Source organism: Lactobacillus sp. ESL0261, from assembly GCF_003693025.1.
In the GTDB taxonomy this organism is placed as follows: domain Bacteria; phylum Bacillota; class Bacilli; order Lactobacillales; family Lactobacillaceae; genus Lactobacillus; species Lactobacillus kullabergensis.
The window spans coordinates 59,956-76,232 of the sequence record NZ_REHN01000001.1 but is presented as its reverse complement, the minus strand read 5'-3'; the positions used below and the strand labels follow the sequence as shown (position 1 = coordinate 76,232).

At 36.6% G+C, this 16,277-nt stretch carries 18 protein-coding genes; 7 read left to right on the top strand and 11 right to left on the bottom strand.

What is annotated here, in order from left to right; all coding sequences use genetic code 11:
- The 4 genes from F5ESL0261_RS00360 to F5ESL0261_RS00345 all read left to right on the top strand — a co-directional run bounded on the left by F5ESL0261_RS00360 (position 1) and on the right by F5ESL0261_RS00345 (position 1,920).
- The gene (locus F5ESL0261_RS00360) at positions 1–387 is read left to right on the top strand and encodes a DUF4430 domain-containing protein (protein ID WP_122051747.1); all 387 of its coding nucleotides are present in this window, start codon (positions 1–3) and stop codon (positions 385–387) included.
- A gap of 74 nt (positions 388–461) precedes the next feature.
- On the top strand, positions 462–854 hold the full coding sequence (locus F5ESL0261_RS00355; protein ID WP_122051746.1) for a DUF4430 domain-containing protein: 393 nt from the start codon (positions 462–464) through the stop codon (positions 852–854).
- A gap of 8 nt (positions 855–862) precedes the next feature.
- Positions 863–1,381 (top strand): ECF transporter S component, encoded by a 519-nt coding sequence (locus F5ESL0261_RS00350; protein ID WP_045927323.1) that lies wholly within the window; start codon positions 863–865, stop codon positions 1,379–1,381.
- The gene (locus F5ESL0261_RS00345) at positions 1,378–1,920 is read left to right on the top strand and encodes a cob(I)yrinic acid a,c-diamide adenosyltransferase (RefSeq protein ID WP_046331384.1); all 543 of its coding nucleotides are present in this window, start codon (positions 1,378–1,380) and stop codon (positions 1,918–1,920) included. Before F5ESL0261_RS00350 ends, F5ESL0261_RS00345 begins: the two co-directional genes overlap by 4 nt.
- A gap of 76 nt (positions 1,921–1,996) precedes the next feature.
- Here the strand turns inward: F5ESL0261_RS00345 and F5ESL0261_RS00340 are convergent, their stop codons facing one another.
- Positions 1,997–2,860: an NAD(P)-dependent oxidoreductase gene (locus tag F5ESL0261_RS00340; RefSeq protein ID WP_109585680.1), complete on the bottom strand. Its 864-nt coding sequence runs from the start codon at positions 2,858–2,860 to the stop codon at positions 1,997–1,999.
- A 446-nt stretch (positions 2,861–3,306) separates the two neighbouring features.
- On the opposite strand from F5ESL0261_RS00340, the gene F5ESL0261_RS00335 reads away from it, so the two are divergent.
- A complete protein-coding gene (locus F5ESL0261_RS00335; protein WP_122051745.1) occupies positions 3,307–5,052 on the top strand; it encodes a 1-deoxy-D-xylulose-5-phosphate synthase in 1,746 nt (581 codons plus the stop codon).
- Between the two features lie 33 nt (positions 5,053–5,085).
- On the top strand, positions 5,086–5,952 hold the full coding sequence (locus F5ESL0261_RS00330) for an alpha/beta hydrolase (RefSeq protein WP_122051744.1): 867 nt from the start codon (positions 5,086–5,088) through the stop codon (positions 5,950–5,952).
- A gap of 5 nt (positions 5,953–5,957) precedes the next feature.
- On the opposite strand, the gene F5ESL0261_RS00325 is transcribed toward F5ESL0261_RS00330, so the two are convergent.
- Positions 5,958–6,311, bottom strand: a complete 354-nt coding sequence (locus tag F5ESL0261_RS00325) for a MerR family transcriptional regulator (protein ID WP_045927319.1) — start codon at positions 6,309–6,311, stop codon at positions 5,958–5,960.
- 290 nt (positions 6,312–6,601) lie between these two features.
- Here F5ESL0261_RS00325 and F5ESL0261_RS00320 point away from each other — a divergent pair, with 290 nt between their 5' ends.
- A complete protein-coding gene (locus F5ESL0261_RS00320; RefSeq protein ID WP_122051743.1) occupies positions 6,602–7,480 on the top strand; it encodes a LysR family transcriptional regulator in 879 nt (292 codons plus the stop codon).
- A gap of 86 nt (positions 7,481–7,566) precedes the next feature.
- Here the strand turns inward: F5ESL0261_RS00320 and F5ESL0261_RS00315 are convergent, their stop codons facing one another.
- The 9 genes from F5ESL0261_RS00315 to F5ESL0261_RS00275 all read right to left on the bottom strand — a co-directional run bounded on the left by F5ESL0261_RS00315 (position 7,567) and on the right by F5ESL0261_RS00275 (position 16,269).
- A complete protein-coding gene (locus F5ESL0261_RS00315) occupies positions 7,567–8,346 on the bottom strand; it encodes an ABC-2 family transporter protein (protein WP_199699930.1) in 780 nt (259 codons plus the stop codon).
- Entirely contained in the window at positions 8,346–9,116 is a 771-nt protein-coding gene (locus tag F5ESL0261_RS00310) for an ABC-2 family transporter protein (protein ID WP_122051741.1), read from the bottom strand. The genes F5ESL0261_RS00315 and F5ESL0261_RS00310 overlap by 1 nt, the downstream gene beginning before the upstream one ends.
- Positions 9,113–10,060: an ATP-binding cassette domain-containing protein gene (locus tag F5ESL0261_RS00305; RefSeq protein ID WP_122051740.1), complete on the bottom strand. Its 948-nt coding sequence runs from the start codon at positions 10,058–10,060 to the stop codon at positions 9,113–9,115. Before F5ESL0261_RS00305 ends, F5ESL0261_RS00310 begins: the two co-directional genes overlap by 4 nt.
- 133 nt (positions 10,061–10,193) lie before the next feature.
- Positions 10,194–11,087, bottom strand: coding sequence for an EamA family transporter (locus F5ESL0261_RS00300; protein ID WP_045928682.1), 894 nt, complete (start codon positions 11,085–11,087; stop codon positions 10,194–10,196).
- A 280-nt stretch (positions 11,088–11,367) separates the two neighbouring features.
- Positions 11,368–12,591, bottom strand: coding sequence for an ABC transporter permease (locus F5ESL0261_RS00295; protein WP_122051739.1), 1,224 nt, complete (start codon positions 12,589–12,591; stop codon positions 11,368–11,370).
- The gene (locus tag F5ESL0261_RS00290) at positions 12,584–13,480 is read right to left on the bottom strand and encodes an ABC transporter ATP-binding protein (RefSeq protein WP_122051738.1); all 897 of its coding nucleotides are present in this window, start codon (positions 13,478–13,480) and stop codon (positions 12,584–12,586) included. The genes F5ESL0261_RS00295 and F5ESL0261_RS00290 overlap by 8 nt, the downstream gene beginning before the upstream one ends.
- 220 nt (positions 13,481–13,700) lie before the next feature.
- Complete coding sequence (locus tag F5ESL0261_RS00285; protein WP_122051737.1) at positions 13,701–14,378, bottom strand: NAD(P)H-binding protein; 678 nt, start codon at positions 14,376–14,378, stop codon at positions 13,701–13,703.
- A gap of 108 nt (positions 14,379–14,486) precedes the next feature.
- Positions 14,487–15,932, bottom strand: a complete 1,446-nt coding sequence (locus tag F5ESL0261_RS00280) for a glycoside hydrolase family 1 protein (RefSeq protein WP_122051736.1) — start codon at positions 15,930–15,932, stop codon at positions 14,487–14,489.
- Positions 15,925–16,269, bottom strand: a complete 345-nt coding sequence (locus F5ESL0261_RS00275) for a PTS lactose/cellobiose transporter subunit IIA (RefSeq protein ID WP_122051735.1) — start codon at positions 16,267–16,269, stop codon at positions 15,925–15,927. Before F5ESL0261_RS00275 ends, F5ESL0261_RS00280 begins: the two co-directional genes overlap by 8 nt.
- Positions 16,270–16,277 lie beyond the last annotated feature (8 nt).

Sequence of the window (16,277 nt, the reverse complement as noted above, 5' to 3'; positions counted from 1 at the left end):
ATGAAAAAAAGCAAGCTGCCAATAATTGCTAGTGTTGCAACCATTTTTGCCTTTACTTTATCCGGTTGCCAGAACAATCAGACCCAGCAAAAGCCCAAAACAAACCATAATATTTCTGTTAGCTATGTTTTAGCTACGAAAAAAGATACAGAAAAAAAGACAGTCAAAGTGCCTAAAAAGTCTACTGTTATGACTGGTTTGAAAAAGGCCTGGAAGGTAGACAGCAATAAAGGCTTCATTACTGCAATTGATGGTAAAAAACAAAATGCCAAAAAGAAAATATACTGGACTTACACCGTTAACGGAAAATATGCCACAAAAGGTGCTAACCAGCAAAAAGTCGCAAGTAACGATAAAGTCAAATTTACTTTAGCCAAAATGAAGTAAAAAGTCCGTGCAAGCGACTAAGTACGAAATATTTTAGTGCTTGCACAAAAAATTTATAGATTGGGAGTTTTTATATGAAAAAAAGCAAATTATCTGTTTTAACCGGAATTGCCACTATTTTTACCTTTACGTTTGCAGGCTATGAAACAACCCAAAACGTCCAGCAGGTTGATGCCAGTAGCAAGATTAAAGTCACTTATACTCTGAAAGTACACAACAAGACTTACAAAAAGAAGACTGTTAAATTGCCGAAGCACTCAACAGTAATGCGCGGTTTAAGAAAGTGCTGGAAAGTAAAGAGTACGAATGGTTTTATTACTTCTATTGCTGGTAAGAGCCAAAAACCAAGTAAAAAAATCTATTGGACCTACAGAATTAATGGTAAGTTCGCCCAAAAAGGCGCAGCAATCCAAAAATTAGCAAACAAAGACAAGGTTAAATTTACTTTAGCAAAAACTAGCTTTTAAAGTTTGCTATGGTACGTAATTCAACCAAGAAGTTAGCATTACTAGCGATTTTAACCGCCATGTGCGTGGCACTAAGAATTTTTAAGATTATACCTGTACCTAATGTCCAACCAGTGACTGATATCTTAATGATTGTAACTTTAAATATTGGTTTTGGTTTTGGCTTTGCCTTAGCTCTTTTAACCATGGTCGTCTCCAACATTTACTTAGGCTTTGGCATCTGGACTGTATCACAGGTTTTAGCTTACGGCGGTTGCGTTTTAACCGTTGCTTTGCTAGGTAAATTTACACCGCTTAAGAAACACTTTACTTTACAATTAATTCTCGCCGTTTTTCTTGGCTGGGAATATGGCTGCTTTGTCGACTTCGGTATGTCTATTTTTGGTGGTTTTAACGCCTTTTTAGCATATTGGGCCGGCAGTCTAGTCTTTGACACTTATCATGCAATTGGTGATTTAGTATTTTATCCCATTTTATACAAACCACTAAACATTGCTCTAGATCATTATAAACGGAGGCTGTTATGACAATTAAAATTTATACCAAGGTCGGCGATCAAGGTTTCACTAAACAGGTTACCGGTAAAATGGTTCCTAAATATGATTTGCAAATTGTCGCCGTTGGTGATATTGATGAGCTTGATTCATATCTCGGAGTTGTAATTGCCAACTTGTCTGCCAAATGTCAAAAATTGCATGATCCTTTACAGAATCTGCAACGTGACCTATATGAGCTTGAAAGTGATATTGTTGTCAAAAGGCATGAAGAAATTACGACAGAAAAAGTGGAGAATTTAGAAAAAGAAATCGACAACCTCAATGAACAAATTCCTAAAACAACCCATTTCATTCTACCTGGCGGTTCGGTTACTGCTACACATCTGCATTATGCACGTACAGTGGCCAGACGAGCAGAACGCTCAATGGCTAAGTTGAACGCTGAGGAGCAAAAACTTGCTCCTGCTTGTTTAAAATATATCAATCGCCTGTCAGATTATCTTTTTATCTTAGCGCGCTACGCCAACGTCTTAGATGGTGTGCCAGAGGTCAAAAGTAAAATCAAATAATCTTACTCATATTAAAAAAGCGGAGTAGTTTCAATTACGAAACTATTCCGTTTTTAGTTTATTTAAAATTAATACTTTACTGCCACCACAGTTTGATCAATCCCTGTGTACCTAGGTCGCCTAAATGCTTTTCATCAACCAAAATCTCATATAACTTTTTAGCTTCTTCAGTAGCAGGTAATTCAATTTTCATTTCTTTAGCTGTCTCTAAAGCAATGCGTAAATCTTTCAAAAAATGTTTACTGAAAAAGCCTGGGGTATAGTCACCTTTTAAAACTCTCGGACCGTAATTACTTAGACTCCAGTTAGCAGCACTACCCGCACCGACGGTTTTGAGAACTGTTTCTAGGTCAAGGCCGGCCTTTTTGGCATAAACAAGCATTTCTGTCATACCAGTCATCGTACCTGCAATCATAATTTGGTTTGCCATTTTGGTATTCTGACCTGCACCAGCTGGTCCAAAATAGTGAACTTGCTTGCCGAAATCCTTAAAAACAGGTTCCAAGTTTTGATAAGCAGATTCATCTCCACCAACCATGATGGTCAAGGTACCATTTTTAGCGCCCAGGTCACCACCAGAAACAGGAGCATCCAGTACTTTAGCACCCTGCTTTTCACCTGCAGCAAATATTTTTTGTGCTAAAGCTGGTTTTGAGGTTGTCATATCAACCAGGTTTTTGCCTTTGACATCAGCCTGCAAAATGCCGTTATCGCCGAAATAAACTTGTTCAACATCTTTCGGAAAACCTACAATTGTAAAAATCGTGTCTGCATGTTCAACAACAGCTTTAGGATTTTCACACCAAGTAGCACCTTGAGCAACTAAATTATCCGTCTTGCTTTTTGTCCGGTTATAGACCCATAACTGATGACCGGCTTTCAACAAATTAAGACAAATTGCATTGCCCATTACGCCAGTGCCAATAAAACCTATTTTCATCATCAACATCTCCCTTATAAAAACGTTTTCTCGACAACTTAATCATACCACTAACTTATCTTTAATAAGCAAGTTTTTTATTTATTTAGGTTTTCGTTAACAAATATTTTGGCCTGGGTACCATATTCCGGCATCGCCCAACAATGTAAAATTTTTAACTGCCTTTTTACCTATTAGCAAATTGCTTTTCAAATCATAAATCGGGATTAAATCAATTGCAAATGCACCTAGTAATTATAGTTTAAACAGTGCCATATCATTTTTAAATAAAAAATTTTAGTTTGCTATTTGACTTAACCTTAACATTAAGTACTACAATTTTAATAATTATAAAATTTTATGTTGCAGGTGAGAGCAATTCACACAATTGTTAGCTCACTCTCACAGGAAAGTATTTTATAATTATTAATAAAGATTGAATAAATTAGTGCAGGAGGCACTTGATAATGAACAAACATGAAGATTTTTTACTAAACCAGATTGCCGGACCCAAAGATCTTAAAAAATTAAGTATCTCTGAAATGGAAAAATTAGCCCAGGAAATTAGAACTTTAATTTTAGAAAAAGATGCAGCTGAAGGCGGACACCTTGGTCCCGACTTAGGAATTGTGGAGGCCACAATTGCCTACCATTATGTCTTTAATGCACCCGAAGACAAAATTATTTGGGACGTTTCGCACCAAACATATCCCCATAAAATGTTAACAGGACGGGCACAGGCCTGGCTTGATCCCGACCACTATGAAGACGTTACTCCATATTCTAATCCGGACGAAAGTCCTTATGATTATTACTCAATCGGTCACACTTCAACTTCTATTGCCCTAGCCACAGGCATGGCTAAGGCGCGTGACTTAATGGGCAAACATGAAAACATCATGGCTTTGATCGGTGACGGTTCCATGACTGGCGGACTCGCCTTTGAAGGTTTAAACAATGCCGCAATTGAAAAACATAACTTGGTAGTTGTAGTTAATGATAATCAATGGTCAATTGATGAAAATGTTGGCGGCTTAGTGATTGCTCTAAAGAAATTACGTGATTCAAACGGTCAGACAGCAGAAAATCCCTTTACAGCTATGGGCTTTGATTACCGCTATGTTGCAGACGGTAATAACCTTGCTGATATGATTGCCGCTTTTAAGGCAGTTAAAGACGTTGACCACCCAATTTTATTACACATTAATACGCTTAAAGGCAAAGGCTATAAGCCAGCAGTTCTTGATGAAGAAGCTCACCACTGGGTCTCACCGTTTAATTTAGAAAACGATCAGCCACTTGCTCCAGAAAGTCAGGGTTCTACTACCAATTCAGTTGCTCTTGATGTGATTAAAAATGAGATTAAAGCAGGAAAAAATGTCATGGCCATAGATGCCGCCATTCCGGGTGTCTTTGACCTTGATGATTTTAAAAACGAATTTCCAGATCATTACACTGACGTTGGTATTGCTGAACAAGAGTCAGTTGCTTTTGCCACTGGGTTTGCCAAAGAAGGTGGCATTCCAGTTCTAATGGAAAATTCTACTTTCCTACAACGTGCTTTTGACCAACTTTCTCACGATACGGCTGCCAATGATCTGCCTGTCGTAATGTTAGTTGCGGGAGGACGAATTTCTAATCAATCTAAGACACACTTGGGCATCTTTGACCAAGTAATGATTTCTAATTTACCTAATTGGATTTACTTAGCTCCTACTACGCTAGAAGAAGAAAAAGCAATGATTAAGTGGGCAATTAACCAAAGAAAACACCCCGTTGCTATTAAAATGCCGGCCAATGTGCCAGACTCAGACGAACAAACAGTAGCGACTGATTATTCAGAAATTAAGTATCAAGTTAAACCAGGTAAAGATGTGGCAGTTTTGGCACTAGGAGATTTTTATCAATTAGGTAAAGACGTGGCAACTAAATTAGGAGCTACCCTAGTTAATCCACTCTCTGCCAATATTTTGGACAAACAAGCACTGAACCAGTTAGCAGCTAATCACCAATTAATTGTTACTCTTGAAGATAACTCTCTAGATGGTGGTTTTGGTCAAAAAGTGGCATCCTACCTTGGTAAAACCAAAGTTAAAGTACTTAATTACGGTCAAAACCGCGTTTATACTGACCAAACTCCAGTTAAAGAAATTTACCAGCAAAATCATTTAACTATTGAGCAAATTGTGGCGGATGTGCAACAGAATTTATAATTGCAAACTATGGCTGCAAGGGGCTGATTAATAATGACCAGAAAGCGTAAGGCCATTCTTTTTAGTACATTAATAATAGTCATACTGCTATCAAGCATTTACTTTTTAAAAAATAATTACCAAAAAGAAAATGGTGCCAGTATTCGCATCGATACGCCAACACTTTTTGTACATGGCTGGGGCAGCAGTTACCATGCTGAAGAAAGCATGGTCGCTTATGCCCAAAAACAGCATGCTACTAATTCTGTTATTCGTGCCGATGTTAGCTCTAATGGTAAAGTCACCTTAATAGGGACAATAAAAAAGCGGGCCAAAAACCCGGTAGTTGAAGTCAACCTCCAAAATAATAAGAGCATTTTGGCTGGAACAAATAATCAAATTGCTGCCATGAACAAAAGCAACAATTATATTAAAGACGTAATTAATGCACTGCAAAAAAGGTATCGTTTTAATTGCATCAATTTAGTAGGACATTCAATGGGTAATTTACAAATTGCCTATTACTTGCGCAATAATGCCACTAATTCGCACATGCCTCACTTAAATAAACAGGTTTCAATTGCCGGTCATTATAATGGCTATCTTGGAGAACAAGGGGCACCAAATAAAACTGTCTTAAATCGCGCTGGCAAACCGCAAAAAATGAGTGCAGGCTACCGCGAACTTCTAAGTTTGAGAAAAAAATTTCCTCAAAATGCTGACGTCTTGAATATCTATGGTGATATGGGGTCTGGCAGTGATGGTGACGTTACCGTTAACTCTGCCCGTTCTTACCGTTACTTAGTCAGTAAACGCGCCCGTTCATATCAGGAAAAAGAAATTAGAGGTTCTCGCGCTCAACACAGTAAACTACACGAAAATACTAAGGTTGACCGTTTATTAGTTAACTTTCTCTGGTAATTAGCTTATTGTATTTTACCTTGGTCGTATAAACTAATCTTATTTTTCAAACGAACAATAGTAGCCTGAATGTTCTGATCTTGCTTTTCTAACCTATGCAATTCTTTGACTAAAATTTGCCGTCTGGGTTTCTTAGTATCACTGCCCTGCTGCATCAATTTAGTATATTCCAGCAAATCATTAACTGGAATTTTAACTTGACGCATGCACTTAATAAAACTAATCCAGGTAAGATCTTTTTCTTCATAGTTTCTAACCCCGTGCTCTTTTTTGACTTCAGGTATCAGACCCATTTTTTCATAATACCTGAGTGTTACAGGGGTTAATTCTACCTTTTCTGCTACTTCTGATATTTTCATTATTGTTCCTCTTTTCGATAATTAAACTTAGATCTAAGTTTAAGTCTTATCTAAAAAAATATTGAGTTAAACACAGCGATTGTTCTTGCTTGTTTTATCTAATATTGATTGAAAAGTAACCTATAGTTAATAGTTATAGGCGCTTTTTATCTTTCGATTTTACCGATTAGTTAAAATTTTAGTCATACTACTTTTTTATGTAAAATACTTTTTAAACATGATCTTGTATAACTTGTTTGCATTAAAGGGACTTTTTAGCGGCAAAAACAATTTAGCAAGGAGAAGATAATATGGAACTAAGAGTTTTAAATTACTTTGTAGCCGTGGCTCAAGAAGGCAATATGACCCGTGCTGCCAGAAAGCTGCTTATCTCCCAGCCAGCTTTATCAAGGCAAATTGCTGAACTAGAAGCTGAACTTGGCGTTAAATTGTTTAGCCGTAAGTCGCGGCATTTAGCTTTAACTCCAGCAGGTCATTATTTACTTGAACAGGCACAGGAAATTTTAGACTTATCTGCTAAAACCAAAAGAAATCTAACAAAAGCTTCTTTTATTAGTGGCGACTTGACCATCGCTGCGGGAGAAAGCCTCGGGATGCAGCGGGTCATGAATGTGGTCAGCGCAATTATTAAAGAGCACCCTTCTGTTAAAATTCACCTATTAAGTGGAGACTACAGTTATGCCGAACGCAAGCTAGATAACAGGACGGTTGACTTTGCAGTCATTATCGGAAACGTTCCTTTAGCTAATTACGCCTCTTTAACCTTACCCGAAAGAGATACTTGGGGAATTTTAATGCCCGCTAATGATCCTTTAGCGCAAAAAGCAGTGATCAAACCAGTAGATTTACAAGGACGTTCTTTATTAAATTCACAGCAAGCGCAAAAAATGCACCTTTTTCAAAACTGGCTAGGAAATTATTATGATTCAGTCAATTTTATTGGCAGTTATAATTTAAATTTTAACGGTACTTTGATGGTTAAGAATCATGCCGCATTAATGCTTACTTTAGATAAATTAGCTGATACGTCTAAAGATTCGGGCATTACGTTTAGAAAATTACAGCCAGAGTTGCAGCAAGCTATCAGGGTGGTTTGGAAACACGGTGTTAATTTATCACCAGTCGCAGAATTATTTTTAAAATTATTGCAGGAATCAATTTTTGAGTAATAGGATTTAATGCAATAAAATGAAAAGAAAAAGAATTTCAGAGACTTAAAAAGCCCTGTAGCCATAAACTACAGAGCTTTTTAGTGTTAACTGCCAGTACTTTGGTATTTTTGTAAAAATACCCGCCATAACTGATAAATTATGACAAAAAAGAATACACAGGCGCCAGGAATTAATAGCAACCAGATCCACTCATGTTTAACTGCAATTTTTTCTTGTGGAATTGAAGCAACCCAGCCGATTGGCAAGATAAAAGTCATAATTATCCTTAAAACCGACGAATAGATCGCTAACGGGTATTTACTCATGTCAAAAAAGTCAAATGTTGTTTCTGCCAAGTTGGCTAAACCATTAGAAAGTAGTGCAACTATATTACCTAATACGGCCAATCCCAAAAAGATGAGCGAAGTAAAAAGTGAGATAAAAATAAACATGACCGTGATATACCACGGATTATGCAACTGCATATCCACAATTATCAACAACAAAAGCGCAACAATTAAATCGCCCCACGCATCTTCATCGACTCGTTCATTAACAAGCTGAAATAAAGGATTGACGGGTTTAATTAAGATTGTATCTAAGCGCCCGTCATGAATATAATCCGAAATGTTGAGTGCATTGATAAAAAAGCAGCGAAAAATAGCAAAAGCTAAAGTTGCCAAGGCATAAGTTAAAAGCAGCTGTGCAAAACTATAGCCTTTAATGCGGGGCACAATATTAAAAATAAATCTTAAAGCGAGGATATTAAGCAAGTTTTGAATGATCATCCCTGCTAGCGCAAAATAAAAGTCCAGGTCATAAACAGCAAGTGATTTTAAATTTACTTTTAAATAAGTGGCTAACAATTTTAAATATCTCATTATTACCCTCCTTGAATCACAGTTGAAACAACGGAGCGCTTAAACAAGAATTTAAAAAGCACGTTGAACAGGATAATGTAGAAAAGCTGGATCAAAACTACTTGAATAAATAAACTCCACGATGGCTTTTGTGCCAGCATTCCTACTGCACCAAATGAATATTGAAATGGCAAATAAGCGGCCAACTTTTTGATCACTGCCGGATAAAAATTGGCCGGAAAAATATTGCCAGCTAATACCAATAGTATTGCTTCTTTAAAAGTGGAGATGCCCCAAATACTATAAGTGTAAAAAGAAAATGTCCCTAAAAGCAGTTCCAGTTCAAAATACAATAAATACGCCAAAGTGGTTGTTACTAAGACCATTAAAATTGTGCTCACTGCAATTTGAAAATTCAGAATCCATAAACAAACTAATAAATCCACTGTACCAATCACTGCAAATTTGACAACTGAATAGCCAATGCTTTCCCACAGTAGCTGCGTTGCAAATGCTACTGGTTTTAACAGGTCAAGTGCAATATCACCAGAACGAACTTTATCATTCACATCGTAGCTGGTTTTAGGAAAAAGCACGGTCAAAAGCTGCATTAATACCAAATAACTAATTGTTTGTTTAAATTCACCGTTTGGCTTGCCAGTTAGAACAGCTTGCCACAAAAAATACTGTACGGTAAGCGAAATTAAAGATGAAAACAGCCAGAAAATCAAAGCATATTTTGAGGCTAGACCTTTTTTTATTCCTATTTTAATGAGCATTAGCCTATATTTCATTGCTGCACCTCCTGCTGTTTGAGGTGCGCCAATAAATATGCCAATTTACTGCTCTTAACTTCAATATTGGCAACTGGGATGCGGGCAGTAATTGTACTTAACACTTCTTTCAGATTTTCTTGCTTAATGCCTGCAATCTGGTATGAACCGTTTTTAAGCTGCATCATGTTGGGCCATTGCTTAATTAAATCAGCACTTAATTTATCTGCACTGGTAAACGTGACCGTTGCGGGCACATCTAATTCTGCTAGTTGTAGACTACTTTGATCTAATACCAACTGACCTTTATTCAAAATTAAAATGCGTGAGCATACTTTGGCTACTTCATCGAGATCGTGCGAAGTGAAAATGATCGTTTTGTCAGTTAATTGTTGTAAAAATTGCGTGATGCTATTTTTAGTCAGAACGTCAAGTCCAATTGTGGGTTCATCTAAAATAACCAGTTCAGGATCGTGAATAAGAGCTGCAATAAATTCAGCCTTCATCCTTTGACCCAAACTAAGGGTGCGCACCGGTTGCGTTAAAAACTCGGTAGCCTGCAACATCCGCGCTAACTTTGTTACCCGTTTGGTAAAAATATCCTCCGGTACTTGATATATTTCACGGTTGAGTTTGAAGGTGTCTATTGCGGGCAAGTCCCAGCGTAATTGGCTTTTTTGCCCGAATACTACTCCTATTTTAGCCGCATTTTTTTGTCTGTTATTAAGCGGATCTCTACCAAAAGTCTTGATACTGCCGCCATCAGGCTGCAAAATACCTAAAATCATTTTGATCAAAGTCGACTTACCGGAACCATTTAACCCCACCAAGCCAACATGATCTCCTTGATGAATTTCTAGAGAAACGTTTTTTACTGCGTCAAAAATGCGATATTCTTTGTGAAACAGCTTAGCTGCTTTCACCTTACGATACCGTTTCGCCAGGTTCTTGGTTTCAATTATCATTAATTATTCCCCAATACTTAATTCAGAGTGAAGGTTTCATCCCCAAATAAAAACCAGCACTCACCTTGAACCGGCGTTTCCAAATCATAGCGCCATTATAGCGCTTAATTCTTATTTTTCCAAACTCCTGCAGTTACTTTGAAAACAAAGCCAAGATAAAAATGGCCACAATTACCAAGATATCTGCAAATTTCATCTTTTCTTTAAGGAAAATATCGCCAAAGATGACGCTGTATAAAGAGGTCATGTTTAAAAAGATCCAGGCAATGCTTGAGTTGGGTGAAGACGTTGCCAAAGTATAAGTTACTTGCGCTAAAAGAGTCAAAACCGCCCGAGAACCATAAATCAGATAAACCTTGCCTTTAAGATTTTCAGCGCTGATTTTAAGAGTTCTATTTTTATAAATAAAAGTAATTAGGGTAATTAAACAGCGCACATAAATTGTCATGATAGTAAAAAAGACCAGATCAATCGGTTTGATTAGGCCTTTAGTTAATAACGGTGAAAGTGCAGCTTGAATAATCAATAAGGGCGCAATTACGGCAAAAGTCGTCAACAGGTTTTTCAAATTTAAATTATTGTGGCGCTGCTCGAAAACAATATAAATAACTACTATTACAGTGGAAATAATAGAAACTAAATATGAAGATTTGCTAAAGTAACCCATAGTCAGCAAAATGGCCAAAGGAATAAAAAGATCGGTCACCTTGCTCAAAAGCACAGACTGCATAATTGAAACTTTTTTGAACACATAGCTGTAACCATAGGCAACTATCTGCGCCAAAAAAGCATATAAAAGGACTTTAATAAGATAGTTGTTGGTTATTCTGGGACTGGGAAAACTGTGCAGGACGTAAATCAGGAAGAAAGTCACTAAAACCGAACTACAAATATTGTTTAAAAAGTTCACATCAATTGAGCTTTGCTTCCGATACCCCATTTGGTAACGGTCAATAACTGATATTATTCCCCTGGAAAATGAAGAAATAGTGGCAAAAATAATCAACCAAATATTACTGATAATCATGCTTCCTCCGAATGACAAATTTTGTTTAAAACTATTATTAATATTTTGGTCTTTGCAGCCACAATTAAAAAGTCAGAGAAATAGTTATTACCAGTAACTAGACATTGTTCAGTTACTAAAATCCAGCCATTGGACATACAAAGTTTAAATGTATTCAAATGATATCCACTAACGACTAATCATAAAAATACAGTATTTGGTTTGAATAGTACTTTATTATACATCAAGTTTAACATTCAAAAAAGACAAGGATTTTTTCACCCCAGTCTTTTTATATTATTTACGCTTTACTATATGCCAGTCCTCGTTTTAATCTCTTCCAAAAGCTGGTATCTTCAGTTTGCAAAATTACGCCTTGATAGATTTTACTAATGTATATTGTCAAGCCAATAATACTTACTATTAAAATTACCAGCGACAGAATAACTTCCATATTACCCACATGACCATTAATTATCCGAATTGGCATCATGAATGAAGAAAAGAATGGCACATAGGATAATACTTGTGGCAGAATTTGTTCGGGGTTAGAAATAAAGGCAAGCGACAGGAAAAAAGCAATAAGGGAAATCATCGTAGTGCCTTGAGCAGCTTTTGAAGAATCTTCTGGCTTGGCTACTAAAGCCCCTGAAAAGGCTGCTAATATCGTATAAATAATTACACCCAGAATCAGGAAAATGAGATTGACATTTACCAAATTGCCTAGAATTTTATTTATTACTACCTGGTTGTCATGCATGAAAGACGCCGTAATTTTTGCATGTAAAGCCCAGCGGTAAGTGGCCCAGCCGCCAACAATATAGATTAAAAGCTGCGTAATAATTACACCAAAAATACCCAGAATTTTGCCTAAGAAATATTTTGCCGCAGTTGTACTGGAGAAAATGATTTCCATAATCTTCGTACCCTTTTCAGAAGCTATTTCTTGAGCTGTAATGCTACTGTAGGAAAGCAAAACCATGTAAACGACCATAATCACTATAATTAATGACACCATTTTAGCCAGTTTATCGCCCAGCTGCTTTTTCTGGAGGATCTCACTATACTGCGGTTGCTGTTGTAAGGCCTTAAGCTGATGTGGTGCTAATTGCGCCTTTTGCAAATTCAGTTGACTCTGCAAGACTTGTAAATAACTTTTTACTTTAGGCTTCAATTCATCATCAATGGGTGACGCTCCGTGATAAATGGCCTTAACCTGCTTTTTTTGCGTTTCAAATACCAGGTAACCATCAATCTTTTCTTTTTTGACAGCCTTTTTAGCAGATTCAGCGGTTTTAATTTTAGCATCAACATATTTATCATTGTTTTTAATAAAGTTTTGGCGAACTTGCTCATTGGAACTGATAACTGCAATCTGGCTGTCTGGATCAGAACTAGCACCGATAGCTCCTCCTAAAGCACTACATCCAATTATGAAAAATGGTCCTAAAATTAAAAGCAGAAAAGACCAAGACTTAACTTGATGCCAATAAGTTTGCAGTGTTACGGTCCATAATTTATTCATGTTGTTCACCAGCTTTCATTCTAAATATTTCGTCAAGTGTTGGTGGTTGTTGCCGAAACTCTTCAACATATTCGCCATTTGTCAAAGCGTCAAAGACTTCCGGACCGCTGTTTTCATCGTCAATCCGCAAGAGATATTGGCCATGCGCTTTCTTTTCCACTTTTTTAACGTGAGGGAGCTGCTGTAATTCTGCAAGCGACTTAGTAGTTTTGCAGTAAATTTCCGTTTTACCAAATGAGTCACGAACAGCGTCAACTGTACCACTTAAAACAACTTGTCCCTTTTTCAACATGATCAAACTATCGCAGATTTCTTCAACGTTTGACATATCGTGACTGGAAAAGATAATTGCTGCATTATTCTTTTTAGCATCTAAAACTGCGTTTTTAAGCAAATCTGCATTTACCGGATCCAAACCACTAAAGGGCTCATCCAAAATAATTAACTGGGGCTGATGAATTAAAGTACAAATTAACTGCACTTTCTGCTGATTACCCTTCGAAAGTGTTTTTATTTTGTCACTTTTCTTACCCTGCACATCAAAGCGTTTCAGCCAGTCAACAATTTGCGGTTTTATCTCTTTTGCAGGGCGGCTTTTTAGCTGCGCCAAATAAATAATTTGCTGCTCAATAGTCATTTTGGGTAGTAAACTGCGTTCTTCGGGCAAATAGCCTATCGTATCAAAAGTTTTTTCAGTAATGGGCTGATCTTCCCAGGAAATTTTTCCGTCGTAATGAAGAAAATTTAAAATACTGTGAAAAGTGGTGGTTTTTCCTGCGCCATTTTGACCAATCAAACCCATGATTTCACCAGGCTGAATGGTAAAGTTAACGTCTTTAAGAGCCTGAAAATCACCAAAGCGCTTACTTAAATGCTCTACTTTTAGCATAGCTCCCTCCTTTATTCTAATAACAATATAAGCAGATTTTACCATATGCACTAATATAAGCGAAATAGTTTTTTAATTTAAGCAGACTTAAAGCAACAATATTTGCAATACTACTTTCATTCATCTTTTACTGAGTTTTAGCTCAAAGTAAAAAGACTAATAAATCACGTTAACAAAACATTAATTTATTAGCCTATTAAAATTTTTGATCAAAATATTTTTACTGGAAGTTTGTAATTGCCTGTGCAATAGGTACTGAGCCATTAGCAATATCAAATTCCTTTTGGTGTAATTTTCCCGTTAAAATAATGTCAGCAACTGTTCGGGCCACATCTTGACGAGTAATTGTCATATCTGCAATAGAATCAGTAAAATGACTTGCCACTTTGATCTTTCCCGTTCCCTTTTGATTAGTCAGTGCCACTGGCCGCAAAATTGTATAGTCGAGTGAACTGTGCAATAACCACTGATCAGCATAATATTTTGCCGCATAGTAATAATTTTGCGGGCCTGCTGCCGGCGCATTATCCGACCAAAAGCTGCGATCGTCAGATTTAATTGCACTAATCATGATAAAACGGTGAACGCTAGTTTCTTTTGCCGCATTAATTGCTTTGACTGCTCCATCAAGGTCAATCATCATCGTTGCATCAGCACCGGTTTTGCCACCTGAACCCGCCGCAAATACAACTACATCGACCGTTTGCATTACTTTTACCAATTGCCCTTGCGGGCCTGCTAGATCAACAAATGCAGTAGTAATTCCCTTTTCTTGATAGGCTTTTTCCTGCTCATGGGAGCGCAAACCGGCAATGACCTGGCAAGTCGTACTTTCTTGTAGCATTTTTACCAATAATTGCCCAATCTGTCCGTGAGCACCAATTATCAGAACTTTCATTTTATAATCACTCCAACTTTGATAGTCTCTTTATATATTTTAGCTAGATAAATTATTAAAACACAAAAACTGATACAACTTTAAAAAATCGTATCAGTTATACTTTTACTATTTATCTTCGTTAAACAAAAATGTACCACGAGTATCAATTACTTTACGATACCAGTAAAAAGAATCTTTAGGAATTAATTGACCTGAACCATTGCCAAAGTCATCGTAATCTACAAATATAAATCCATATCGCTTACTCATTTCTGCTGTTCCAGCACTAATAATGTCAAAAGGCGCCCAAGAGCAGTATGCAAATATTTCTGCACCATCATTAATTGCTTTCAACAAGGCAATTAAATGTTCATTAGTATAATCTATTCGATAAGAATCATGCACTTTTTTATCTTTCGTTAAAACGTCATTATAACCAAACCCATTTTCACCGATCATCATTGGCAAATGATATCTATCCCAATAAGCTGAAATATGTTCATATAAACCATTAGGGTTAATACCCCATCCCCACTCGTTGGCTTTAATATATGGATTCTTTTCAACTTCTGCAGGTTCCATTGAGTCTTTAGTTGCATCAACTGTATTTGTATAATAATAACTAACACAGAGAAAGTCAGCAGTATTATCTTTAATTACTTCCAAGTCTCCTTCTTTTATCTGAAGATCAATATTATTATCTTTAAAATAATTTAAAATAAACTGCGGATATTCTCCGCGAATTGGCACATCACCAAAGTAATACTGCAAGCGATTTCTCTTGAACGCCAATAAACTGTCTTGCGGTGAAGGAGTCATCGGATCCACCAATGAATCTGCTAGCATTACACCCATTTTCAAGCTATTATCAAGCTCATGTGCATATTTAGTTACCATAGCCGAAGCTACAAATTCATGGTGAACTGCTTGATATTTAGCTTCTTGATAATTATCAACCTTGTCCATCAATATTCCTAATGAAGCAAACGCTTCAAAATGAATCAGATTAATTTGGTTAATGACTATCCAGTGCTTTACTTGCTTATGATACCTATCAAGTATAACTTTGCTATAATTTACAAACAATTTGATTAATTTACGGTTATACCAGCCTCCATATTTTTGTACTAAATTCAACGGCAATTCATAATGATTAATTGTAACAATTGGCTCAATTCCCTTTTTCAGCATGTAATCAAACAAATTATCATAGAATTGAAGCCCTTTTTCGTTTGGACTATCTTCATCCCCATTAGGGAAGATTCTTGTCCATGCAATCGAAAGGCGTAAAGTCTGACAATGCATTTTGGCTAGTTCATCAATATATTCTTGATAGCGTTCATAAAAATGAACTCCTTGCCGTTTAGGATAATAGTAATCACCCTCAATATATTTCTTTAAGGTTTCTGAATCCATATCATTAAAATGTAAGTCCGTTTTTGGGACGTTCGGTAAATAAGGCTGTATGTCAGCGGTACTCAGTCCTTTACCGTCCTGTTCAAATGCTCCTTCCGCTTGATTAGCGGCTATTGCCCCGCCAAACATAAATGAATCTGGAAAAATTTTATTCATTACTATCTTCCTTTCTTGATAAAAATATTTTTAATAATTCAATTAACTTTTCATCACAATTAATCTCACTAGAAATAGTCATTAAAGTGTCCTGTGCGTGTGCAAATAATGGGGAGTATTTATAATCTACGCCGCTAGCTTCACTTTGAATAATATGTGTTTGTGAATTATGTGCCTCCGTTATTTCTTTATGTGCTAATTCCATTTTTTTACTTGCCTTTGTAAATTCAGCCTTTTTTGCACATTCAAAAGCTTCGTCTGCATAATTTCTAGCATTACCAGCGGACATAATTATTTTCATCGATACTGAAATCAATTCTTGAGATTTATCTTCCATTCTTCCAC

Bases quoted from the DNA above. Each gene is read 5' to 3' on its own strand.
- F5ESL0261_RS00320 (WP_122051743.1), top strand. From the start codon at position 6,602: ATGGAACTAAGAGTTTTAAATTACTTTGTAGCCGTGGCTCAAGAAGGC.
- F5ESL0261_RS00295 (WP_122051739.1), bottom strand. From the start codon at position 12,591: ATGAATAAATTATGGACCGTAACACTGCAAACTTATTGGCATCAAGTT.
- F5ESL0261_RS00305 (WP_122051740.1), bottom strand. From the start codon at position 10,060: ATGATAATTGAAACCAAGAACCTGGCGAAACGGTATCGTAAGGTGAAA.
- F5ESL0261_RS00340 (WP_109585680.1), bottom strand. From the start codon at position 2,860: ATGAAAATAGGTTTTATTGGCACTGGCGTAATGGGCAATGCAATTTGT.
- F5ESL0261_RS00350 (WP_045927323.1), top strand. From the start codon at position 863: ATGGTACGTAATTCAACCAAGAAGTTAGCATTACTAGCGATTTTAACC.
- F5ESL0261_RS00300 (WP_045928682.1), bottom strand. From the start codon at position 11,087: ATGATTATCAGTAATATTTGGTTGATTATTTTTGCCACTATTTCTTCA.
- F5ESL0261_RS00360 (WP_122051747.1), top strand. From the start codon at position 1: ATGAAAAAAAGCAAGCTGCCAATAATTGCTAGTGTTGCAACCATTTTT.
- F5ESL0261_RS00280 (WP_122051736.1), bottom strand. From the start codon at position 15,932: ATGAATAAAATTTTTCCAGATTCATTTATGTTTGGCGGGGCAATAGCC.
- F5ESL0261_RS00290 (WP_122051738.1), bottom strand. From the start codon at position 13,480: ATGCTAAAAGTAGAGCATTTAAGTAAGCGCTTTGGTGATTTTCAGGCT.
- F5ESL0261_RS00330 (WP_122051744.1), top strand. From the start codon at position 5,086: ATGACCAGAAAGCGTAAGGCCATTCTTTTTAGTACATTAATAATAGTC.
- F5ESL0261_RS00310 (WP_122051741.1), bottom strand. From the start codon at position 9,116: ATGAAATATAGGCTAATGCTCATTAAAATAGGAATAAAAAAAGGTCTA.
- F5ESL0261_RS00345 (WP_046331384.1), top strand. From the start codon at position 1,378: ATGACAATTAAAATTTATACCAAGGTCGGCGATCAAGGTTTCACTAAA.
- F5ESL0261_RS00285 (WP_122051737.1), bottom strand. From the start codon at position 14,378: ATGAAAGTTCTGATAATTGGTGCTCACGGACAGATTGGGCAATTATTG.
- F5ESL0261_RS00335 (WP_122051745.1), top strand. From the start codon at position 3,307: ATGAACAAACATGAAGATTTTTTACTAAACCAGATTGCCGGACCCAAA.
- F5ESL0261_RS00275 (WP_122051735.1), bottom strand. From the start codon at position 16,269: ATGGAAGATAAATCTCAAGAATTGATTTCAGTATCGATGAAAATAATT.
- F5ESL0261_RS00355 (WP_122051746.1), top strand. From the start codon at position 462: ATGAAAAAAAGCAAATTATCTGTTTTAACCGGAATTGCCACTATTTTT.
- F5ESL0261_RS00325 (WP_045927319.1), bottom strand. From the start codon at position 6,311: ATGAAAATATCAGAAGTAGCAGAAAAGGTAGAATTAACCCCTGTAACA.